18 protein-coding genes are annotated in these 21,210 nt (G+C 57.1%); 11 read left to right on the top strand and 7 right to left on the bottom strand.

Annotated features, from left to right (window positions below):
• The first annotated feature begins 18 nt into the window (after positions 1-18).
• The 6 genes from AACY26_RS08395 to AACY26_RS08420 all read left to right on the top strand — a co-directional run bounded on the left by AACY26_RS08395 (position 19) and on the right by AACY26_RS08420 (position 7,212).
• Entirely contained in the window at positions 19-888 is an 870-nt protein-coding gene (locus AACY26_RS08395; protein WP_339512895.1) for a branched-chain amino acid ABC transporter permease, read from the top strand.
• On the top strand, positions 885-3,377 hold the full coding sequence (locus tag AACY26_RS08400) for a branched-chain amino acid ABC transporter ATP-binding protein/permease (protein ID WP_339512897.1): 2,493 nt from the start codon (positions 885-887) through the stop codon (positions 3,375-3,377). The genes AACY26_RS08395 and AACY26_RS08400 overlap by 4 nt, the downstream gene beginning before the upstream one ends.
• Positions 3,374-4,615 carry an amidohydrolase family protein gene (locus AACY26_RS08405; protein WP_339512899.1) on the top strand — a complete coding sequence of 414 codons (1,242 nt, stop codon included), beginning with the start codon at positions 3,374-3,376 and terminating at the stop codon, positions 4,613-4,615. The genes AACY26_RS08400 and AACY26_RS08405 overlap by 4 nt, the downstream gene beginning before the upstream one ends.
• Positions 4,616-4,691: 76 nt before the next feature.
• Entirely contained in the window at positions 4,692-5,276 is a 585-nt protein-coding gene (locus AACY26_RS08410) for a TetR/AcrR family transcriptional regulator (protein WP_339512901.1), read from the top strand.
• 199 nt (positions 5,277-5,475) lie between these two features.
• Positions 5,476-6,513, top strand: coding sequence for an NADP-dependent oxidoreductase (locus AACY26_RS08415; RefSeq protein WP_339512903.1), 1,038 nt, complete (start codon positions 5,476-5,478; stop codon positions 6,511-6,513).
• 21 nt (positions 6,514-6,534) lie between these two features.
• Positions 6,535-7,212 (top strand): type 1 glutamine amidotransferase domain-containing protein, encoded by a 678-nt coding sequence (locus AACY26_RS08420; RefSeq protein WP_339512905.1) that lies wholly within the window; start codon positions 6,535-6,537, stop codon positions 7,210-7,212.
• Between the two features lie 28 nt (positions 7,213-7,240).
• Here AACY26_RS08420 and AACY26_RS08425 read toward each other — a convergent pair whose 3' ends face one another.
• Together AACY26_RS08425 and AACY26_RS08430 are read right to left on the bottom strand one after the other, a co-directional pair.
• Positions 7,241-7,936 carry a GntR family transcriptional regulator gene (locus AACY26_RS08425; RefSeq protein ID WP_339512907.1) on the bottom strand — a complete coding sequence of 232 codons (696 nt, stop codon included), beginning with the start codon at positions 7,934-7,936 and terminating at the stop codon, positions 7,241-7,243.
• 87 nt (positions 7,937-8,023) lie between these two features.
• Positions 8,024-9,592 carry a gamma-glutamyltransferase family protein gene (locus AACY26_RS08430; RefSeq protein WP_339512909.1) on the bottom strand — a complete coding sequence of 523 codons (1,569 nt, stop codon included), beginning with the start codon at positions 9,590-9,592 and terminating at the stop codon, positions 8,024-8,026.
• A gap of 179 nt (positions 9,593-9,771) precedes the next feature.
• Between AACY26_RS08430 and zapE the strand changes: the two genes are divergently transcribed.
• Both zapE and AACY26_RS08440 read left to right on the top strand, forming a co-directional pair.
• Positions 9,772-10,944 (top strand): cell division protein ZapE, encoded by a 1,173-nt coding sequence (zapE, locus tag AACY26_RS08435; protein ID WP_339512911.1) that lies wholly within the window; start codon positions 9,772-9,774, stop codon positions 10,942-10,944.
• 85 nt (positions 10,945-11,029) lie between these two features.
• Positions 11,030-11,905 carry a YihY/virulence factor BrkB family protein gene (locus AACY26_RS08440; protein WP_339512913.1) on the top strand — a complete coding sequence of 292 codons (876 nt, stop codon included), beginning with the start codon at positions 11,030-11,032 and terminating at the stop codon, positions 11,903-11,905.
• A 28-nt stretch (positions 11,906-11,933) separates the two neighbouring features.
• Here the strand turns inward: AACY26_RS08440 and AACY26_RS08445 are convergent, their stop codons facing one another.
• Positions 11,934-12,992, bottom strand: a complete 1,059-nt coding sequence (locus AACY26_RS08445) for an NAD(P)H-dependent flavin oxidoreductase (RefSeq protein ID WP_339512915.1) — start codon at positions 12,990-12,992, stop codon at positions 11,934-11,936.
• A gap of 106 nt (positions 12,993-13,098) precedes the next feature.
• Complete coding sequence (gene hmpA / locus AACY26_RS08450) at positions 13,099-14,277, bottom strand: NO-inducible flavohemoprotein (protein WP_339512917.1); 1,179 nt, start codon at positions 14,275-14,277, stop codon at positions 13,099-13,101.
• A gap of 172 nt (positions 14,278-14,449) precedes the next feature.
• Here hmpA and norR point away from each other — a divergent pair, with 172 nt between their 5' ends.
• Both norR and AACY26_RS08460 read left to right on the top strand, forming a co-directional pair.
• Positions 14,450-16,003: a nitric oxide reductase transcriptional regulator NorR gene (gene norR, locus AACY26_RS08455; protein WP_339513126.1), complete on the top strand. Its 1,554-nt coding sequence runs from the start codon at positions 14,450-14,452 to the stop codon at positions 16,001-16,003.
• An 81-nt stretch (positions 16,004-16,084) separates the two neighbouring features.
• Positions 16,085-16,546 carry a nuclear transport factor 2 family protein gene (locus tag AACY26_RS08460; protein ID WP_339512919.1) on the top strand — a complete coding sequence of 154 codons (462 nt, stop codon included), beginning with the start codon at positions 16,085-16,087 and terminating at the stop codon, positions 16,544-16,546.
• Positions 16,547-16,632: 86 nt separating this feature from the next.
• Here AACY26_RS08460 and AACY26_RS08465 read toward each other — a convergent pair whose 3' ends face one another.
• Positions 16,633-17,301, bottom strand: coding sequence for a TIGR04211 family SH3 domain-containing protein (locus AACY26_RS08465; RefSeq protein ID WP_339512920.1), 669 nt, complete (start codon positions 17,299-17,301; stop codon positions 16,633-16,635).
• 358 nt (positions 17,302-17,659) lie between these two features.
• Between AACY26_RS08465 and AACY26_RS08470 the strand changes: the two genes are divergently transcribed.
• Entirely contained in the window at positions 17,660-18,214 is a 555-nt protein-coding gene (locus tag AACY26_RS08470) for a UPF0149 family protein (RefSeq protein ID WP_339512922.1), read from the top strand.
• A 33-nt stretch (positions 18,215-18,247) separates the two neighbouring features.
• Here AACY26_RS08470 and AACY26_RS08475 read toward each other — a convergent pair whose 3' ends face one another.
• Together AACY26_RS08475 and AACY26_RS08480 are read right to left on the bottom strand one after the other, a co-directional pair.
• A complete protein-coding gene (locus AACY26_RS08475) occupies positions 18,248-19,750 on the bottom strand; it encodes a flavin-containing monooxygenase (RefSeq protein ID WP_339512924.1) in 1,503 nt (500 codons plus the stop codon).
• A gap of 212 nt (positions 19,751-19,962) precedes the next feature.
• Complete coding sequence (locus tag AACY26_RS08480; protein WP_339512926.1) at positions 19,963-21,210, bottom strand: c-type cytochrome; 1,248 nt, start codon at positions 21,208-21,210, stop codon at positions 19,963-19,965.

Consider the following 21,210-nt stretch of genomic DNA (forward strand, 5'->3'; position numbering starts at 1 on the left):
CGCCAAAAGGATACTCAGATGATCACCGCCGCCATCATTACCGGCATAGGCCTGGGCAGCATGTACGCCTTGCTGGCCTTGGGGTTTCACATTACCTACGTGGTTTCACGCACGGTCAACTTTGCCCAAGGCAGCGCCATGATGGTCGGCGCCGTCATCGGTTACAGCTTCTATATCACCTGGGGCTGGCCGCTGTGGCTGGCAGTGCTCGCGACCTTGACACTGTGCGCAGTCTATGGCCTGGCGATTGAACGTTTCCTGGTCAGGCCCTTCCACTCGCGTGGCTCGGAAGCCTGGCTGATGGCGACAGTGGCCGGCGGCATTCTGGTGGATAACCTGGCGATGTTCAGCTTCGGCAAAGAGCCACGCCAGTTCACTTCGGAGTTGGCCAATCAAAGTATCGAGTTGTTTGGCAGCAGTATCGGCGCATTGCAGATCCTGATCCCGATTGCAGGTGCAAGCATTGCGCTGACGCTGTTTTTGGTGCGTCGCTACACCCGCCTGGGCAAGGTCTTGGAGGCCTGTGTACAGAACCCACGCGCCGCCATGCTGATGGGTATCAGGGTCAATCGGGTGGTGGCCATCGCCTTTGCCGTGTCGAGTGTCTTTGCCGCACTGGCCGGATTGCTGATCGCCCCCTTGTTCAATGTCAGCGCCGAGATGGGCACCTTGTTCGGTCTAAAGGCCTTTGCCGTGGCTATTCTGGGCGGTATTTCCAGCGCCAGCGGTGTGTTTGCGGCAGGGCTGATTTTTGGTCTGGCCGAAGCATTGATCACGGTTTACTTCGGATCGGCATTTACCCAGATATTTACCTTCGCACTGGTCATCGTGGCCTTGGCACTGCGTCCCAACGGCCTGTTTGGCAGCAAGACACTGGTGAAAGTATGAGCCTGAACAAAACATTGATTGCACCCGCCAGCATCGTCTTGCTAGCCCTTGCCAGCACCCTCTTGGCGCTGACACTCGACAGCTACTCGCTGCTGGTATTCACATTCTGCGCCCTGACCGTGGTGGTTGGCGTCGGCCTGAATATCCTGATTGGCTTGAGTGGACAAATTTCATTCGGTCACATCGCTTTTTACGCGATTGGCGCCTACGTTTGCGCCCTTCTCACCATGGCGCAAATTCCCCTTGGCCTAGCCATGCTCGCGGCAGGCTTGGCCTGTGCTGCAATTGGTGGGCTGCTGGCGATTCCTGCCTTGCGGGTGAGCGGTCCTTACCTGGCGATGATTACCATTGCATTTGCTTTGGTGGTCCATCACAGCTTGATCGAGTGGCGCTCGGTAACCGGTGGCGCCAATGGTTTGATGGGCATTCCACTGCCTGAGTTTGGCAGCTTGGACCCGACAATATCACTGTCTTTGATTTCAAGTGCGCTGATGATTGCCTCCCTGGTCTTTTATCAGTGCTTGCGCAATAGCGGCTGGGGCCTGGCAATGCGTGCGGTTAAATCCACCGAGATCGCTGCCAGATCGCTGGGCTTCAACCCCATGCACAGCAAAACCCTCGCCTTTGCCTTGTCAGCAGCGCTGGCCGGACTTGCAGGTGCCCTGGTTGCGCCCTTGATGATGTTTATCAACCCGGCCTCCTTCCCCTTCTCGCAATCGATCCTGTTTGTACTGGCCGTAATTGTCGGCGGCAGCGGCACATTGTTTGGCCCGTTACTGGGTGCCTTGCTGATTGTTCTCCTGCCCGAATTGCTTTCGGACTTTGCCGAGTATCGCCTGCTGATCTTTTCTGCGCTGTTGCTTGGTGTGCTTTGGGTCGCGCCACGCGGAGTCTTGGGCACCCTCGCCAATCTGTGTATGCGCCCAAACAAGGTGCTTGTACAAGGCACGCTCAATAGCCGGTTACTGGCAGAGTTCTTCGCCCAGCCCGAGGCCAGCGAAGGCTTGCAGGTCAAAGAGATCGGTATTCGCTTCGGCGGCGTTCAGGCCGCCCAAGAGGTGAGTTTCTCAGCACGTCCGGGCAGTATCACCAGCATCATTGGCCCCAACGGCGCGGGCAAGACCACAGTACTGAACATGATCAGCGGCTTTTATGCGCCCGACAGCGGCAGCATCAACCTGAACCAGCCACTGGCAGGCAAACCCGCGTGGAAAGTTGCCCGCGCCGGTATCGCCCGCACCTACCAGACCACGCAATTGTTTGCTGAGTTATCGGTGCTTGAAAACGTATTGGTCGCCCTGCAAAAAGGCCGGCTAAAGCACCCGTTCAGCCGGGCGAATGAGCAACAACGCGAACTGGCCATGCAACTGCTGGGTTTGGTTGGCTATGCTGGTTCGGTGAATACCCCGACTGAAGATCTACCCCATGTCGACCGCCGCCTAGTCGAGATCGCCCGTGCGCTCGCCACACGCCCTGCGGTGCTGCTGCTGGATGAACCGGCGGCAGGCTTGAGCCGCAGCGACACTGACAAGCTGGCCCTTCTGTTCAAGCAGCTCGCCGGATTCGGCATTGCCGTAATCCTGGTGGAACACGACATGACCTTGGTCATGGCGGTTTCCGAACGATTGCTGGTGCTTGATGCCGGCAAGCCAATTGCCTGGGGCACGCCCGAGGAAGTACGCAGCAATGAGCGCGTGATCGCGGCCTACCTAGGCAGCACCAGCTATCAAGCGACCCCGCGTGAATGCCCTTGGGACGGTTCACGAGATGCCCGCCTGTTCGTCAAGGACCTGGTGATCGATTACGGCGCCTCGCCTGTTGTGGACAGGGTCAACCTGCTGGTCAATCCCGGTGAATTGGTGGCGATTCTCGGCGCGAACGGCGCCGGCAAATCAAGCATCCTGCAATGCCTGGCGGGCCTGCACCCGGCAACGTCCGGCAGTATCCTGCTGGATAACGAAAGCATCCATCATGCACCGCCCAACAGCATTGCCGCCCAAGGGCTGGCACTGGTACCTGAAGGCCGCCAGGTCTTTCCACTGCTGAGCGTGCGCGACAACCTGCTGCTGGGTGGTTATTCACGTCGTGACAGCTATGACGCCGCTGCAGAAGTTGAGGCGATCCTCAAACGATTTCCGCGCTTGCGCGACCGCATAGATAGCCCGGCGGGCCTGCTCTCGGGCGGCGAACAACAGATGGTTGCCATTGGGCGCGGCTTGATGGCCAAACCGAAGATACTGTTGCTCGACGAACCTTCGCTCGGACTGTCGCCAGCCATGATTGGCGAGCTCTACAACACGCTCGCCGCGCTACGCGATGAAGGCGTGACCATACTGCTGGTCGACCAGATGGCCAACCTGGCACTGCAAGTCGCCGACCGCGCCTATGTGCTTGAAACCGGGCAAATCGTTAAAGCTGGCAGCGCCGAAGAACTGCGCGGAGACCCTGAGTTGGAAGCCGCCTATCTCGGTGAAGGAGCCGCAGCATGAACGGCCTGACAATTATCAATGCACGCCGCGCAGACCGTTCGGCACAGGCCGCCGAACTCTATATCGAAGATGGATTTTTTGTCGCTGCACCCTCCCCCGGACGACACCATGAGGTACTGGACCTGAAGGGAAAACTGATAGTGCCGGGCCTGATTGAAAGCCATATCCACCTGGATAAAGCCTGCATCATGTCGCGCTGCCAACTGCTGCACGGCACCTTGAGCGAAGCGATCAGCCAGACCCGTGCGGCAAAAGCGGGCTTTACCGAAGAGGATGTCTACCAACGCGGCGCTAGCGTGCTGGAAAAAGCCATAATCCAAGGCACCAGCCACATGCGCACGCACATTGAAATCGACCCGCAAATCGGCTTGACCGGGTTCAATGCCATCAAGCGCTTGCAGGCGGACTACGCATGGGCGATCTCCTTGCAGTTGTGCGTCTTTCCCCAGGAAGGGCTGCTCAATAACCCGGGGACCGAGGCGCTTATGCGCCAAGCGCTTGAACAAGGCGCAACGGTCATCGGTGGCTGTCCCTATATGGACGATCAACCCTTGGCCCATATCCAGCGCGTGTTTGAATTAGCCCGCGAATACGATTGCGATATCGATTTTCATCTCGACTTTGACCTCAACCCTGAAGGTTTGACGGTTGACGAAGTGATCCGCTGCACCCTCGATTCTGGTTGGCAAAACCGTGTTGCCATCGGCCATGTGACCAAGCTCTCGGCGCTTCCCAAAGCGCAGTTGACCAGCCTGGCGATGGCGCTCGGCGAAGCGGGCGTGCAGGTGACTTGCCTGCCCAGTACCGACTTGTTTTTAACCGCTCGCGAGCATTTTCATAACAAGCCCAGAGGCTTGGCGCCATTGGCCCACTTGCATGCCTGCGGGGTTACCTGCTCGCTCTCGACCAACAATATCGGCAACCCATTCACGCCTTATGGCGATGCCTCACTGGTGCGACAGGCAAACCTGTTCGCCAATGTCAGCCAGCTCGCCACCGAAGCCGAATTGCTTAGCTGCATGAGTTGGATTTCAACCGAGTCAGCCAAGCTTCTGCATTTGCCAAACTATGGGCTGGAGCCCAATTGCCGAGCTGACTTTATCGTCTTTGATGCCGCAAGCAGTGCGGCGGTGGTTGCCGAAATCAGCCCAGCGCTAATGGGTTTCAAAGCTGGCCTGAAGACTTTCCAGCGCGATCAGGCGCAATTGCTGCGCCCCGGCCAGCAGTTGATGTCGTAGCCACAGCCTAAAACCAACTGCCGCCATGAGCGATGCCCGCTAGCTCATGGGGCGAGGTTTCAATTAAGCTATGGTCATGAAGCCCAAATACGACGACACTCGCCAGCACCTACTCGACACCGGTCACCAGATCATGTCGAGCAAGGGCTTTTCGGGCGTCGGCCTGAGTGAAATCCTGCAAACTGCAGGGGTTCCCAAGGGCTCCTTCTATCATTACTTCAAGTCTAAAGAGCAATTTGGCCAAGCCTTGCTCGAAGACTATTTCAAACACTATCTCGCCGAACTCGACCAGCGTTTTTCCGAGCAAACTGTCAAAGCGCGTGAACGCTTGCTTGGTTACTGGCAGCACTGGCTCGATGGCTACAGCGGCCCGCAATGCGAGGGCAAATGCCTGGTGGTCAAATTGAGCGCAGAAGTGGCGGATCTGTCCGAAAGCATGCGCATTACCCTGCGCGACGGCACCGACCAAATCATTACTCGACTGGCTGATTGCATCAGCGCAGCCAATGCCGACGGCTCGCTACCTGACATCGACGCCAAGGCCAACGCGGCAATGCTCTACCAGCTGTGGCTTGGCGCCAGCCTGTTAAGCAAGCTGCACCGCAGCAATGAGCCCATGCAACACGCCATGCGCGTGTCACAGCAAGTGCTCGCGGCCTAACGCCCCAGCAACATCGAGCCCCTATTAGTCGTACATTGGCCTCGCAATTGAAGGCTTGAACCTTTACTAGACGACCGGTCTAATAATGTTCAATGATAGGCCAAGCAAGACCAAGCCGATGCAGCAATAATTGAAACGATTGGCCGTAAAGCGCACCTAATGCTGGACGCCCCTTTAACAAACAAGGAGTCATGCAGATATGCAGCAATCAACAAGCATCAACCGACAAGTTGTCCTGGCCTCCCGCCCACAAGGTGCGCCGCGCGCAGAAAACTTCCGGATCGAAGAAAAGCCGCTGCCCACGCCAGGGCCGAACCAGTTGTTATTGCGCACTGTTTATTTGTCACTGGACCCCTATATGCGTGGACGCATGAGCGATGCGGCCTCCTACGCAGACCCTGTCGAAGTCGACGACCTGATGGTTGGCGGCACCGTGTGCCGGGTCGTGAGCTCGAACAATCCGGATTTCAAGCCCGGCGACTGGGTGTTGTCCTACAGCGGCTGGCAAGATTATTCATTGTCCGATGGCACCGGCCTGACCAACCTGGGCAGCACGCCGCAAAACCCATCCTACGCCTTGGGCATCATGGGCATGCCCGGCTTCACCGCCTACATGGGCCTGCTTGATATTGGTCAACCCAAGGCTGGGGAAACCTTGGTGGTAGCCGCCGCCACCGGCCCTGTCGGCGCTACAGTTGGGCAAATTGGCAAAATCAAGCAGTGCCATGTCGTCGGCGTCGCCGGTGGCGCTGAAAAATGCCGTTACGCAGTGGAAACACTGGGCTTTGATGCCTGCCTTGATCACCACGCCAGTGACTTCGCCGAACAACTGGCCAAGGCCTGCCCCAATGGCATAGATGTGTATTACGAAAACGTCGGCGGCAAGGTGTTCGATGCAGTCTTGCCACTGCTCAATGCCCGTGCCCGGATTCCGGTTTGCGGGCTGATTGCCCAGTACAACATGACCGCCCTGCCAGATGGGCCAGACCGTATGACGCTGCTGACGCGCACCATTCTCACCAAGCGTTTGAAGATTCAAGGCTTCATCATTTTCGATGATTACGCCCACCGCTACGACGAGTTTGCCCGTGACATGGGCCAATGGCTCACCGAAGGCAAGATCAAATACCGCGAACAGCTTGTACAGGGCCTGGAGAACGCACCTGATGCCTTTATCGGCCTGCTTGTAGGCAAGAATTTCGGCAAGCTGGTGGTTCAAGTCGGCGCTGAAGACTGATTACCCAAGAGGAAGATTTCCATGAAAGTTCTGATGGTTTTGACATCGCACGACCGACTGGGCGACACCGGCAAGAAAACCGGTTTCTGGCTCGAAGAGTTCGCGGCTCCCTATTACCTGCTCAAGGATGCAGGCGCAGCAATCACACTCGCCTCACCCAAAGGTGACCAGCCGCCACTTGACCCCAAAAGCGATGAGCCCGACGCACAAACGGCGGCAACCGAACGCTTCGCGGGGGATCAAGTCGCCCAAAAGGCCTTGGCCAATACCCTCGAGCTAGAAAGCGTAAATGCTACCGACTACGACGCGGTGTTCTACCCTGGCGGACATGGCCCGTTGTGGGACCTGGCTGAAGACAAAAACTCGATTGCACTGCTCGAAGACTTTTACGCGGCAGGCAAACCCATTGGAGCGGTTTGCCACGCGCCAGCCATTTTTCGCCATACCAAAGGTGTCGATGGCAAGCCGCTGGTCAATGCCAAGAGCGTGACCGGTTTCAGCAATAGCGAGGAAGCAGCGGTAGGCTTGACTGATGTGGTGCCGTTCCTGGTTGAGGACATGCTCCAGGCCAATGGCGGTATCTACTCCAAATCAGCCGACTGGGAAAGCTATGTGGTCGGTGACGGCCATTTGATTACCGGCCAGAATCCCGCCTCATCCGAAGCGACAGCTGAAGCCCTGCTGCAACTGCTGCAGTAAACACCGCTGGTGGGGCGTCTGCGCCGGGTTAGAGCCCAGCAAGGGCTTGGCGCAGATTCACATCTTCTGGCTCTTGCTCATCAAGGGCCAGCTGCCCCTCAAGCTCGTCAAGGTGTTCGAGCATAACCTGCACCGCCTTGTCGGTATCGCCCTGTTGCAATGCAGTGATGATCTCCTGATGCTCGTCCGAGGCGCAGGACGGCACATCATTGCGCTGATACAAGGCGACAATCAACGAACTGCGCACCATCAGGTTCGCCAGTATTTCACTGAGCACGCTATTGCCGCTCAGCTCACCCAGCAACAGATGGAATTCGCTTAACTCGCGCACGATTGCCCGTCGGTCAGTGGCATTGGTGGCGCAGCGTTCGTTGCACAGATGAGTGCTGACCCGTTGCGCATGCTCAGCCATCATTCGTGGGCTGATGCTCTCGACTATGGCACGCTCGATGGCCCGCCGCGCGGCAAAGACTTCACGCGCCTCTTTGGCGGTCGGCTGGGAGACCAATGCACCGCGGTTGGGCTCGATCGTGACAATTCGCTGCATGGCCAAACGCTGCAGCGCCACCTGGACGTGATTGCGATTGGCCTGGAGTGTTTCGACAATTTGCGCCTCGACCAAACGTGTACCGGGGCGCAAGCGATGCTGGGCAATCGCTTTTGACAGCACATCAACAATGCGCTGGACCTCAACTTGTTTAGCACTGACGCTCATCGAACCCATCTTGTCCTCGGTACCCAGTCGCTAGATTGCAAAAGCCGAGGCTTATTATCCGCCACAGTCGACAACCCGGCAAACGCCTGGCCAGACTTAATCTGCCTGCCCCAGACTGACGCCCTGACCACGGGGATCATGCATTGCAAAGCGCTTGCCAGTGTTCTCGATAGCGATAGCCCCGGCTTGGCCGGTAAATGGACTGCGTGCGGGTATGACTTCCACTTCATGGCCCAATGCGGCCAACTGCTCGATCACCCGGTTGTCGATATCTGCTTCAAGCTTCAGGTTGTCAGTGCTGTCAAAGAAGCTTCTGCCCAACAAAAAACGTGGCATGCTCAAGGCTTTATCAATGGGCTGGGCGAAGTCGATCAACTGGGTTGCCAGCACCATCTGTGTTTGTGGCTGGCCATCGCCGCCCTGGGTGCCAAAGAACCAACGACGCCCGTCGTCCGCCAGGTAACAGGAGGGATTAAGCGTATGGGCCGGGCGTTTGCCAGGTCCCCAAGCATTTGGATGCGCGGAGTCGGCACTGAAACCTGCTGCACGGTTTTGCCAAAGCACGCCGGTGTCACCCATGATGCAGCCCGAACCAAAATCGTGAAACAGGCTCTGGATCAAGCAGGCGGTGCGCCCTTGCTCATCGGTGGCGGCCATCCATACCGTATCGGCTGGACGCCCCGGTTCGGACCATGCAGCGGCTCGGCTGTCATCAATCTGCGCGGCATATTGTTGGGCGCAGGCATCAGACAGGCTGGCGTTGAAATCCCACTGAGTCGCACCTGGATCGCACAGCTGCGCGTTACGCCGCAACAACCCTTGCTTGATGGCTTCAACCAGCGCGTGATAATAACGGGCAGAGCCATTGCCATAGTTGCCGACCGGCTTGTGCTGCAATGCCGACATGGCCTGCAGGGTATAGAGCCCCTGACACGGAGGCGCGACATTGAATAGCCGCCCTTGACGATAGCGAATGGAGATGGGCGCGACTTCTGGCGCCGTTGTTGCCGCCAGGTCTGCGGCGGTCAAACCACACTCCAACTGGCTGAACGATTCAGCGAATGCCTGCGCCAGTTGCCCTTGATAAAAGTCGTCAATCCCGTCGCGCGACAATTGCAGCAAGGTGTTGGCCAATGCTGGCTGACGCAGGATATCGCCCTTTTGCAACCAGCGACCATCACGCTTGCACAGCGCATGCAGATCGGGCAGCCCCTCGATCATATCTTGACGCCGCGCTTGCCAGAACAATTGCGACTCTGACACTTCAACACCCCGTTGCGCGGTTGCAGCAGCATCTGCCAAAAGATCACACCAGCCCAGGTGTGAGCCCCATTGCCGACTAATTTGCTGAGCGGTTCTCCAGCTCGCCATTGCCCCTGCGGTGGTTGCGACAGCACCAGGTCCACGCAAGCTGATGGCTCCGCCTTGTGGTAACAGCTGCCCGGCCTGACCGATCCCCATAATGGTGCGCACGCGACTGTCGTGAATCATCCATAGCGCATCGCCACCCAAGCCAGTCATGTGCGGATACACCGCCGCCAGCATCGCACTGGCCGCCAACATGGCATCGATGGCCGTGCCACCGGCATCTAGGATCTGCATGCCCGCGGCACTTGCATCAGGGTGTGGGGTACAAATCACGCCACGACGGGACTCTGCTATCATCGGTTCAGCTCCTGACTTTGCTAGCTATCTACAAATACTTTGCTAACAAAGTAAGCAATAACCGTTCCCTCTCTTTTTGCCCCTGGCGGTGAGCGGGTTACAATCGGCTCATTTGCCATAAATGCTGCGCGGTCACTTACGCTGTATCGCCGGGCGAAACCTACAGCGAGCCATGCACCATGACCGATCTTGCCCCTCTTGCCGCCTATCAACATGCGCTGGACCATCTGGGTTTCAAGCCCGACGCAGCGCAACGATTGGCCGCTGAGCAACTGCAAGCCTGTTACCAGGCCCTGCATAACCCAACACCTGAGACACCGCCAGCAATGGGCGTGTATTTATGGGGGCCGGTTGGGCGCGGCAAAACCTGGTTGATGGATCAGTTCTATAAAAGCCTGCAGGTACCAACCCGCCGCCAGCACTTTCACCACTTTATCCGCTGGGCGCATCAGCGCATGTTCCAGTTGACCGGCACCGCCGACCCGCTGCGGGCACTGGCCTGTGAGCTGCGCGATGAAGTGCGGGTCCTGTGTTTTGACGAGTTGTACGTCAACGATATTGGCGATGCGATTATTCTCGGCAGGCTGTTTCAGGTGATGTTCGAGGAAGGCGTGGTGATGGTCTGCACCTCAAACCAGCCGCCTGACCAGCTTTACGAAGGTGGCTTTAATCGCGAGCGCTTTCTCCCTGCCATCGCAGCCATTGAAGCCAATATGCAGGTGGTAGAAATTGATGGCGGCCAAGACCACCGCCTGCATCCGGGTACACAAATCCAGCGCTTCTGGCGCAGCGCCGATGATGGCCCCAGCGCCTTGCATGATGTCTTTCTGCGCCTGAGTGAGGGCCAGCAAAACACAGCTGAGCCCATGATGTTGAATCAACGCAGCCTAAAATTGGTGCGCCGCGCCGACACTGTAATCTGGTGTCGCTTTGCCGACCTCTGCGTAGCCGCGCTGGCAGCCGATGACTACATCGCCTTGTGCGACCAATTCAGCGCCATCTTGTTGAGCGAGGTGCCCAGCTTGAGTGCTCAGCCACGCCGAGCAAAAATCGCCAGAGGCACCGAAGATGGCGCGCAACGGATTGATGCGGGTGATCGCGAACTGCCCAGTCTGTCAGTCCACGACGACAGCGTGCGACGCTTTATCGCCTTGGTTGATGAATGCTACGACCGCCGCGTGCCCTTGTATATTGAAGCCGCAGTGCCGCTGGCTGAGCTGTATACAGAAGGTTATCTTGAGTTTGCCTTCAGGCGCACGCTAAGTCGCCTGCAAGAAATGCAGCTCAAGCGCTTCAGCGGCCAAGCACCGCATGAACAGACAGAATCGGCTCTGGAACTGGACAGGGTTTAACCTCAACTGAACTGTTGTCGATCAATTACGCTCAAAAGTAAGCAACATATCGAGCTCATATCACCCCGCGCAGAAAGGAAGCCGCATGCTTTTTCCGGATTTGACCGGCATCAAGCTCCATCAGGTCATCAAGAAAACCGTTATCGATTTTGTCGATGACGAGTTACCAACCTATGCCTCGGCACTGGCCTTTCAGATTTTCTTCTCGCTGTTCCCCTTCCTGCTGTTTTTGGTCGCGATCATCGGCGTGCTCGATTTGCAGCCATTCTTTGACTGGCTGCGCGAGCAAGCCGCACTGGTGATGCCACGCGCGGCGTATGACTTGGTCAACCCGGCGATCGATCAACTGCAAACGCAAAAAGCCGGGCTGTTCTCGGTCGCAATCGTAGTTGCATTGTGGACAGCTTCATCAGCGGTGCGCTCGGTGATGGTTGCAACCAACCGGGCTTACGGCGTCAAGGAAGGCCGCCCAGCGTGGAAGCGCTTTCCACTGTCGTTTATCTACACCATCGCCATCGCCATCACCTTGCTCGGCGCTGCGGGCTTGATGGTGCTTGGGCCACAGGCGATGAACTGGCTTGCGCAGCAATTCGGCATCGAGCAAATCGTGGTCACGCTTTGGGCAATCCTGCGCTGGCCCATAGCGATTTGCATGCTGATGCTGGTGGTATCGGTGGTGTATTACGTGGCGCCGGATGTCGAGCAGGAGTTCCGCTTTATCACCCCCGGCTCCATCCTCGCAGTAATCGTATGGATAGCGGCGTCGATGGGTTTTAGCTATTACGCGCAGAACTTCGCCGACTACAACGCAACCTACGGCAGCATTGGTGCAATTATCATCCTGCTGCTCTACCTCTATATCTCCTCGGCGGTACTGTTGTTCGGTGCCGAGCTCAATGCCGTGATAGAGCACAGTGTCGAGGAAGGCAAGGACCCGGGCGAAAAGGAAATTCATCCTTGAACCAAAGCCTTGCCCAACTCGACGATGATCACTGCTGCGCCGCTTGATACTCCTGCACCAGCAGGGCAAGGAGTTCCGCGGCTGGCAGCTCGCGAGCCAGTGCAGCGCCCTGCCCGGCCCAGTAAGCCGCAAACTCGAGATTACCCGCCGCCGCAGCCGCTGCGATCAACTGCTTGCCCGCGTCATAGCCGATACCAAAGCCGGGCACAGGTGGATGCCCAGCTGCGCCAACTTCGCGCATAAAGCGATTAACCATGCCCCGCGCCGGACGCCCGGATATAACCTTGGTGACTTGCGTGGTGCGTGCCCGCTCGCTGGCGAGCATGCTGCGATAACCTGCATTTGCAGCGCTTTCAGGGCACAGCACAAAGGCCGTGCCCAGCTGCGCGGCACCGGCGCCAAGCGCCAGAACCGAGGCAATGCCCGCACCATCCATAATCCCGCCTGCCGCAACCACCGGCAGCCGTGTGTGCGTGACCAGCAAGCGCACCAGAGCGGTTGTGCCAATCGCCTGGTCTTGCTCAGGGTCAAACACACCGCGATGACCACCGGCCTCAATGCCTTGGGCAACAACTACATCAATGCCAGCCCGTTCCACCAGCAAGCCTTCTTCAAGACTGGTTGCCGAGGCGAACAAGGTGATACCGGCGGCCTTGAGTGCATCAATTCGCGACTGCGGCGGCAAGCCCAAATGAAAACTGACCACCGCCGGACGCTCAGCCAATAACACTTCGAGCTGCTCATCGTTGTTGCAAAAGCTGCTGTAGATATCTTTCAGGCCGCTGGGCGCAGGCACATCAAATTCGGCGAAATAGGGTTGCAGGTGCTTGATCCACGCCTGTTCGACAGCCGCATTTGCACGGCTGGGCTGGTGACAAAAGACATTCACATTAAACGGTGCTGAAGTCAGCGCGCGCGTCTCGGCGATCATCTTTTGGCCGGCGCTGGCGTCTACTGCTGCAATCGCGATGGAGCCGAGTCCGCCGGCATTGCTGACCTGTGCAGCCAGTCGTGCAGTTGAGGTTCCCGCCATGGGCGCCTGAATAATTGGATGTTCGATTCCCAAACGCTGGGTCAAAACTGTCATCTTGTGCCCCTTAGAAACTAACCTGGTTGCCAACGCGGTTTGATCGGTTAACCGCGTCGGCAGCCCAATTTATATCAATCAAATCGTGCCAAGCCTAATCGAACGCTCAAGCCTCAAGCGCACTGGCTGGACCAAAAAACTCGTAATGGCACTGATCGCCTGGCACACCCAGATCACGCAAGTGCTTCTTAACCTGCGCCATAAAAGGTTTTGGCCCAAGGAAATAGGCATCCAGGTCCAGGTTTTCAGGCAGCCACGCAGCCAACTGTTCGCGGCTGAGAAATCCCTTGGCATCGCTCTGGTCATTTGCCGCCGGCTCGCTGTAGCAAAAGAACCTGAGCAACTGCGGATAGGCCGCGACTTGGCTGTCGACCCAGTCTTTGAAGGCATGCACGGCACCGTTGCGCGCACAGTGAATAAAGTGAATGGGCCGGCCACTGGCTTTCGCCGCATCAAGCATGGTCAGTGCAGGCGTAATGCCTACGCCTGCGGTTATCAGCGCCAGCGGCTTTTGCGACTCTCGCAAGACAAAGTCACCCGCCGGTGCAAACAGCTCAAGCTCATCGCCCTCAATCAGGTTGTCGTGCAAGTGACTGGAGACCAAACCCTGAGGCTCGCGCTTGACGCTGATGCGATAAGACTCGCCGTTGCTCAATGCCGACAAGGAGTAATTACGCCGTACCTCTTGGCCATCAAGCGTCAGCAGCAAACCAATATACTGGCCCGGCTGATGCGCCAGCACCGGTTTGCCATCGACCGGGACCAGATAGAACGAAATGATCTCATCGCTCTCAACCACCTTCTGCGCGACCTTGAAGCGACGGCGCCCGCGCCAACCTCCGGCAGCGTTTTCATTGGCGCTGTAAACCTGCTCTTCGGCGGCGATCAAGATATCGGCCAGTTGGCCATAGGCTTGCGCCCAAGCATCGATCACTTGGTCAGTGGCGATCTCAGCCCCCAGCACTTCGCGGATTGCCCGCAGCAAACAGCTGCCAACGATGGGGTAATGCTCTGGCAAGATATTCAACGACACATGCTTGCTGACAATCTGGCCGACTAGCGGACCAAGCGCCTCCAGACGATCAATATGCCTGGCATACATCAATACGCCGTTGGCCAAGGCACGCTGCTGATCACCGCTGGCCTGATGTGCCTGGTTGAACAAGGCGCGCACCTGCGGGTATTCGCTGAACATCAGCGCGTAAAAATGCCGAGTCAGCGCTTCGCCACCGGTTTCAAGTAATGGCACGGTTGATTTGACGATGGCACGTTGTTCTGGAGTCATTCTGGCATTTCCTTGTTCAAGGTTTGCACGCTTGCGGGCGCGTGATAATGTTCACTCACTGTCAAATAACCATTTTCCATGCCATATTTTTTATTAAATAAATTCAATAACTTATAAAATTTATAGTCTTTATGACCCAGCTACTTTGCAGTCATAAAGACCCAATGGAGTTATTTTGACTAACCCCCTATTACTGGCACTCATTCCGCTAATGGCTGACCTTTCGCGCGACCTGCCGGACGATGAACGCTATCGACGCCTGTTGCTTGCACTGCGCCAGTTGCTGCCCTGCGATGCCGTGGCCCTGCTCAAGCTCGAAGACCAGCAGTTGATCCCCTTGGCGGTGAACGGCTTGAGCACAGATACGCTGGGGCGGCGCTTCAAAGTAGATGAGCATCCACGCTTAAAAGCGCTGCTGGAAAACACCGGCCCAACACGTTTTGCGACAGACTGCGAACTACCCGATCCTTATGATGGTTTAGTCGAAAATCACCGGGGCCATCTTGAAGTTCACGACTGCCTGGGTTGCCCGCTCTATGTCCAGGAACAGCTCTGGGGATTGATAACCCTGGACTCACTGGACCCATCCCGTTTTGGCGCCGTTGATCTAAGCAACCTTGAGGCTTTCGCCAGCCTTGCCGCTGCAACGGTAATGGCCAGCGAACGCATTAAGCTGCTTGCGCGTAACGCTGAAGATCAACGCCAACTGGTCGAGATCTACAAACGTGCAGCCAGCACTCATCCTAGCCGCGAGTTGATTGGCCAGAGCAGCAGCCAACGACAGCTTCGCCGGGAAATAGAAATTGTCGCCAACAGCCAATTGAGCGTATTGATCACCGGCGAAACCGGCGTCGGTAAGGAATTGGTCGCCGAAGCCATTCATAGGCAGTCGCCGCGCGCGCGCAAGCCCCTGATCAGCCTGAACTGCGCCGCCCTGCCGGAAACCCTCGCCGAAAGCGAGTTGTTTGGCCACGTCAAAGGTGCATTCTCCGGCGCCATGAATGAGCGCAGCGGCAAGTTCGACTTGGCCGATGGCGGCACCTTGTTTCTCGATGAAGTCGGCGAGTTGCCGCTGGCCATGCAGGCCAAGTTGCTGCGCGTCTTACAGAGCGGTCAGTTACAACGTGTCGGCTCCGATAGCGAACACCATGTTGATGTGCGCGTGATTGCAGCCACCAATCGCGATCTTGCCGAGGAAGTGCGCAGTGGACGCTTTCGCGCCGATCTTTATCATCGCCTCAGTGTTTACCCGTTGCATGTGCCCGCGCTGCGCGAGCGCGGTCGCGATACCTTGTTGCTGGCAGGTTATTTCCTCGAAGAAAACCGCGCACGCCTGGGCTTGCGCAACTTGCGTTTAAGCAGCGACAGCCAACACGCACTGCTCGCCTACGACTGGCCCGGCAATGTGCGTGAGCTGGAGCACCTGATCGGCCGCGCGGCACTCAAAGCCATGCAGGCCAGGCCCGAAAGACCGCGAGTATTGACCATCGATGAAGAGGCGTTGGGGCTAGGCATACAGGCTACGAACAAGACAGCCACAACAATCCACGGCCGCGCGGCGCCCGCGCGCGGGCGAGACTTGAAGGAGTCGATCGATATCTACCAAAGCAGCCTGATCAGCGAAGCACTGACCCGTCATCAGGGCAATTGGTCCGAAGTGGCCCGCGAGCTTGGGGTCGATCGCGCTAATCTCAACCGCCTGGCCAAGCGCCTTGGGTTGCGCTGAGAACAGTCCAAAACAAGACGGCTTGGTTGCAGCTTGCTACAACGGATTGATCCGCCAGACCTCACACAGGAAGACCAACAGATGTCCTCGGTAAGCACAGATGAATTTATGGCCGTAAACGCTACCTTGAGCCGTTTTTTCCTGGCATTCGATGAACGTGACTGGCAACTGATGCGCGATTGCCTGGCGCCACAGCTGCATATTGACTACGCCTCGTCAGGACGAGAACAACCCAGCAGGATGAGCAATCAGGAATTTGTCCAACGCCGGCAAAATGCCGTGGACAGTCTGAACAAGCACCACAGTTTTTCCAACCTGCTACTTTCGAAAAGTGCTGAGGGTATCAACGCCCGTTGCAATTACCTGATCTTGCGATTCGACAGTACCGAGCGTGAAGACGGCGATGATTTTTTCCACTCATGCGGCGCCTATGAATTCGTTTTCAGCGAAGTAGACGGACAACTAAAGATCGCCAGCATTACCCAGCGGGCGCTGCGTAGCTGGAGTAACCGCCAACTGCATGGCGGTTCACGAAAAAGTTAGCTCTGCCTTGGTGTGAAGCAGTGGCGGACAACGCTTTTTTGCCCACCAACTGCCGCAACTGAACGCTAGATATTAACTAATCCAGTTTAAAACCACTGGTCATTGCGCTTGCGCCGAACACGCAGCAATGATGGCAAGATCAATCCAGCAAACAAGCCAACGCCGGCAATACCGCCGCCGTAAACCATATAACGCATCAATACCTGCTGTTGTTCATTGCCGAGTTGCGATCTCGCTTCGCGCAGTTCAGAGCGCGCCTGGCTCAAGGCAGTTTCTTGGGTGGTTCGCGCGGTCTGCAACTCGTCGATCAGCTTCTTGCGCGCATCCATGGTTTCCTGCATGCCCTGCACCCGGGTCTTCCATGTTTCATCAATGCCAGCCAGTTCAGATGTCAACTCGGCCAGCTTTTGTTCCAACTGCGGCAAACGCTCGGCCTGGCCCGGCACATCTTGCAGGTCGCGACTTGGAATCCATACTGTGTCGCCATTTTCACTGCGCACCTGGCTGTAATCACCCTGAGTTTTCAATAGCTCAAGTTTTTGCCCAGAGGCCAGGGTTCCAACAATACGGTAGCCATCGGTAGGCCCACTGCGCACATAGGTATTGAGACTATCGCTCACCCAGCGTGCATTGGCAGCGGGCTCCTCGGCCTGTACTGGCGCGCCAGCGATAAGCAAGCCGCCGAGTACACAAGCACTGAGTGCGCGGTGCTTGAATGGGTGAACACGAACAAGGGAATGGCTAAATAGGGACATGAGGCAATATCTTCACATGACAAACGAATGAAACCCAGCAAACGGGCGCGCAAATAAATCGGCCAAGTTAAGTGCAGAAATTCGCGCAGGTGTATGCATGGGCGACCAGGTAGCCCTTTGCTCCGCCTACTACTCACCCGGCGGGCCGACAAGAGACAGACAGCGGCTCAATAGATTGAGTTCAGTGTAAAGAGATAGATGGTGCTGGCGATTGCTCATGTGCCCTCACCCAAGGCTTCTCGGCCCCAAATCCTGCAGCAATCGGCAAACAGAGACTGGATAAAACCGGCCAAGACCGCCATTCTAGCCAGACATTTTTCAACACAGCCCTTGATGCTGTTGTTAGCGGAGCACTGCCATGCAAGACCAACCTCTCACTGCTGCCGACTTCGACTTTATCGAACACACCCTGCTCGAATACGGCGATGATAATTGCGTACTCAATTGCTCCGAGCTCGATGGGTATTTCACGGCGCTGGTCTCAAGCCCCGCCCAGGTCGATATCAGTGAGTGGTTCCCGACCATATGGGGCGGACAAACGCCGGACTGGAGCAGCCCCGAGCAAGCCAAGCAATTCCTCGAGCTGTGCGTACGCCACATGAACAGCCTTGCCAGCCAACTGGCGATGAGCCCTCAGGCATTCAATCCGCGTTTTGAGCAAACCGAGCATCAAGGGCAATCACTGCCGCTGGCTGAAGAGTGGTGCTTTGGTTACCTGCGAGGCGCCGCACTGGCCAACTGGCCGGACTTGCCTGCCCCCCTGACGGCCAAGTTCCAGGCCATCTCGCTGTGCGCCGAGCAGGACAACTTTGAACCGGCACCCGACCTCGACATGGCGCTTCATGCCCAGAGCGTTGCCGCCATCAAACCGGCGGCGCTGGCCATTCACGATCACTGGATCGCTCAGCGCTAAGCAAGCGCTTTTGACAGGCTACAGTGCGGCCTGTCAAAAGCGCAATTGCAGCTCAGCCTTGAGCGACGAGTGCACAGCATTGGCCGGGGAAAATCGCAAATAGCGATCGGCAACCGGCTCATCAAGCAACATCTGCGAATCGCGGGCGTAATCGTTCAGCAGTCGCCACGGCAACTTCGAGCCTTGGCGCGGCAGGACTTCATTGGCACGTTGTACATAGCCAGAGCGCAGCGCACCCATGATCGATTCACTTTCAGCGCAGCCCTCGGCATCGTGCGCCACCACGGCTTGATACTGGTGCTGGTCCATGTGCTTGAGCAGGCGACAAAAGTAAGCTGCAGCAATATCAGCCTTGAGGGTCCAGGACGCATTGGTGTAGCCAAATATCCAGCCCATGTTTGGCACATCGTCCACCATCACGCCTTTGTACGTCAGGTGCTGGTTGAGCAAGCAAGGCTTGCCATCCAGGCTCAATGCCAGACCGCCCAGTACCTGCACCTGCAAACCCGTTGCGGTAATGATGATATCAGCATCCAGCTGTTGGCCGGACTCAAGCGCAATGCCCCGCTCGGTAAAGGACTTGATTCGATCCGTCACAATCGAGGCCTTGCCATTGCTGATTGCGCGGAACAAATCACCATCAGGCACGGCGCACAAGCGCTCATCCCAGGGCTTATAACTCGGGCTGAAATGGCGCATGTCAAAATCATCGGGCAACTGTTTCCGCACGCCCTTGAGCAATACTGCACGGACTTTATTCGGCCAGCGCTTGGCCGCTTTGAACATCCAGCGCTGCAGGCGGATATTGCGCTTGCGCGCCAGCGTGTAGACCCAGGATTCAGGCAGGAAACGGCGCAGCAAGGCACTTAACTTGTCCTGCCCCGGTACCGAAAAAATATACGAAGGCGAACGTTGCAACAAGGTGATATGGGCTGCGCTCTCAGCCATGGCCGGCACCAGCGTGACTGCCGTCGCACCGCTGCCAATCACCACAATGCGCTTGCCTTGGTAATCGAGATGCTCTGGCCAGTGCTGAGGGTGAATACACTGGCCGTTGAACTGCTCGATACCGGGAAAATCCGGCAGATAACCGCTGCGATGGTTGTAATAACCGGTGCAGGAAATCAAGAAGTCGCAGCTGATATGCCGGGTCTGGCCGCTGGCATTGTCCTGCACCTTTAGCGTCCAGCGCTGCTCAGCACTCGACCAGTCGGCAGCGCTTACATCAGTGCCGAACTGGATATGTTGGGTGATGCCATATTGATCGGCCGTTTCGCTGATGTATTGGCGTATCGAAGGGCCATCGGCCAGCACTTTCAATTCATTCCAGGGGCGGAACCGGTAACCGAAGCTGAACATATCCGAGTCCGAGCGAATGCCAGGATAGCGAAACAGATCCCAGGTGCCGCCGATATTGTCACGGCGCTCGATAATGCTGAAGCGCTTGTCCGGGCACTCCCGGGCGAGATGACAAGCCATGCCGATACCAGACAAGCCTGCACCAATAATGACGATGGAATGATGTTCATGAGCCATATGGTTTTATTCTCGCGCTGAACATATTTACGCCCAGTGAAAAACGACCGCGCTACATTTTTCAAAGAGGCGCTTGCTCCCAAACAATAGCACCAAGCAACTGCTCGGTTTCACTCAATAACCAATCAACATTCGCGCTGATAAGCGCTTATAAAAACGCCGGGGCTCTGAATCAGAGGCCCGGCGCCTGGTTTGGGTCGCTGTTAGTCAGATCAGTGGCTTTGCACCTTGCGCCGCTCTGCCACGGTTTCAGGGGTCACCACGCCGTCACTCTGGCCAAAGTGCTTGAGCACGAAGGTACTCACGGCCGCGAGTTCCTGGTCGTTGTAGCCCTTGGCAAAGTTCGGCATGCGCTGATCGACCGGCGCACCCGCATTGCGATGACCATTGAGCAAGACGCCAAGCAAGTTCGCCGCCGTCGGATCATTAACTGTCTTCAACCCAGCCAACTTGGCGGTCGGGCTTTGGTTACCCTCGCCGTCCCAGCGGTGGCACGCGGCACAGGCTTCAGCGAAAACCTTGCTGCCCAGATCATCAACCACCACGGCCCTGGCGCTCAGGTCGTCGGTTACCGCGCGGGCAATCCCGCTGCTTTGCGCTGGCGTGCTTTTCAGGTAGACGGCGATAGCCTTCTGGTCTTGCGGGGTCAGCTGGCTCAAGCTGTGCTCAACCACTGAAGCCATTGGCCCGCCAGCAAAGCCATAGCCAGATGCATAGCCCTTGGCCATGTAGTGAGTGAGGTCATCAACCGACCAAGCGCCAATGCCGTACAGCGGATCAGAGCTTATGTTGTAGGCCTGCCAACCCTGGATAGGCGCACCAGCCAAGGCTTGATCCGAGTCAAGCGACTGGAAAAGGGTGCGCGGCGTGTGGCACTCACCACAGTGGCCAGGCCCCTGCACCAGGTAGGCGCCACGGTTCCACTCGGCCGACTGCTTGCTATCCGGCTCGTACCGCTGGTTATCGAGAAACAGCGCATTCCAGAAGAACATGCCCCAGCGTTGGTTGAATGGAAACGACAAGCTGTTTTCAATCGGCGCCTGCTTGACCGCAGGCAAGCTGAACAAATACGCCTTGATTGCCAGGATTTCATCCCTTGGCATCAAGCTGTACGAAGTATAAGGAAATGCCGGGTAATAGTGTTTACCGTCGCGTCCCACACCTTCTTGCAGCGCACTGACGAATTCGTCATCAGTCCAGGCACCAATCCCGGTGTCGACATCGGGGGTGATATTCGGCGAAAAAAGCGAACCAAAAGGCAACTCGAATTCGACGCCACCGGCAAAGGGCTTGCCCTTCTCGGTAGTGTGGCAAGCCACGCAATCTGCAGCCTTGGCCAGGTAGGCACCCTTCTTGACCAGCGCATCAGCCGAGGTTTGTGTATCGGTGCCTGCAGCCATCACCCCACCAGAAACGAAGGTCAGGCCCATAAGCATCAGGATGTTTTTCAAAGCGTTCAT

Source organism: Pseudomonas sp. RL_15y_Pfl2_60, from assembly GCF_963970595.1.
Lineage (GTDB): Bacteria > Pseudomonadota > Gammaproteobacteria > Pseudomonadales > Pseudomonadaceae > Aquipseudomonas.

What these genes read in the sequence shown, in the direction of transcription:
- AACY26_RS08395 (WP_339512895.1), top strand. Translation starts at nt 19, where the DNA reads ATGATCACCGCCGCCATCATTACCGGCATAGGCCTGGGCAGCATGTAC.
- AACY26_RS08400 (WP_339512897.1), top strand. Translation starts at nt 885, where the DNA reads ATGAGCCTGAACAAAACATTGATTGCACCCGCCAGCATCGTCTTGCTA.
- AACY26_RS08405 (WP_339512899.1), top strand. Translation starts at nt 3,374, where the DNA reads ATGAACGGCCTGACAATTATCAATGCACGCCGCGCAGACCGTTCGGCA.
- AACY26_RS08410 (WP_339512901.1), top strand. Translation starts at nt 4,692, where the DNA reads ATGAAGCCCAAATACGACGACACTCGCCAGCACCTACTCGACACCGGT.
- AACY26_RS08415 (WP_339512903.1), top strand. Translation starts at nt 5,476, where the DNA reads ATGCAGCAATCAACAAGCATCAACCGACAAGTTGTCCTGGCCTCCCGC.
- AACY26_RS08420 (WP_339512905.1), top strand. Translation starts at nt 6,535, where the DNA reads ATGAAAGTTCTGATGGTTTTGACATCGCACGACCGACTGGGCGACACC.
- AACY26_RS08425 (WP_339512907.1), bottom strand. Translation starts at nt 7,936, where the DNA reads ATGGGTTCGATGAGCGTCAGTGCTAAACAAGTTGAGGTCCAGCGCATT.
- AACY26_RS08430 (WP_339512909.1), bottom strand. Translation starts at nt 9,592, where the DNA reads ATGATAGCAGAGTCCCGTCGTGGCGTGATTTGTACCCCACACCCTGAT.
- zapE (WP_339512911.1), top strand. Translation starts at nt 9,772, where the DNA reads ATGACCGATCTTGCCCCTCTTGCCGCCTATCAACATGCGCTGGACCAT.
- AACY26_RS08440 (WP_339512913.1), top strand. Translation starts at nt 11,030, where the DNA reads ATGCTTTTTCCGGATTTGACCGGCATCAAGCTCCATCAGGTCATCAAG.
- AACY26_RS08445 (WP_339512915.1), bottom strand. Translation starts at nt 12,992, where the DNA reads ATGACAGTTTTGACCCAGCGTTTGGGAATCGAACATCCAATTATTCAG.
- hmpA (WP_339512917.1), bottom strand. Translation starts at nt 14,277, where the DNA reads ATGACTCCAGAACAACGTGCCATCGTCAAATCAACCGTGCCATTACTT.
- AACY26_RS08460 (WP_339512919.1), top strand. Translation starts at nt 16,085, where the DNA reads ATGTCCTCGGTAAGCACAGATGAATTTATGGCCGTAAACGCTACCTTG.
- AACY26_RS08465 (WP_339512920.1), bottom strand. Translation starts at nt 17,301, where the DNA reads ATGTCCCTATTTAGCCATTCCCTTGTTCGTGTTCACCCATTCAAGCAC.
- AACY26_RS08470 (WP_339512922.1), top strand. Translation starts at nt 17,660, where the DNA reads ATGCAAGACCAACCTCTCACTGCTGCCGACTTCGACTTTATCGAACAC.
- AACY26_RS08475 (WP_339512924.1), bottom strand. Translation starts at nt 19,750, where the DNA reads ATGGCTCATGAACATCATTCCATCGTCATTATTGGTGCAGGCTTGTCT.
- AACY26_RS08480 (WP_339512926.1), bottom strand. Translation starts at nt 21,210, where the DNA reads ATGAACGCTTTGAAAAACATCCTGATGCTTATGGGCCTGACCTTCGTT.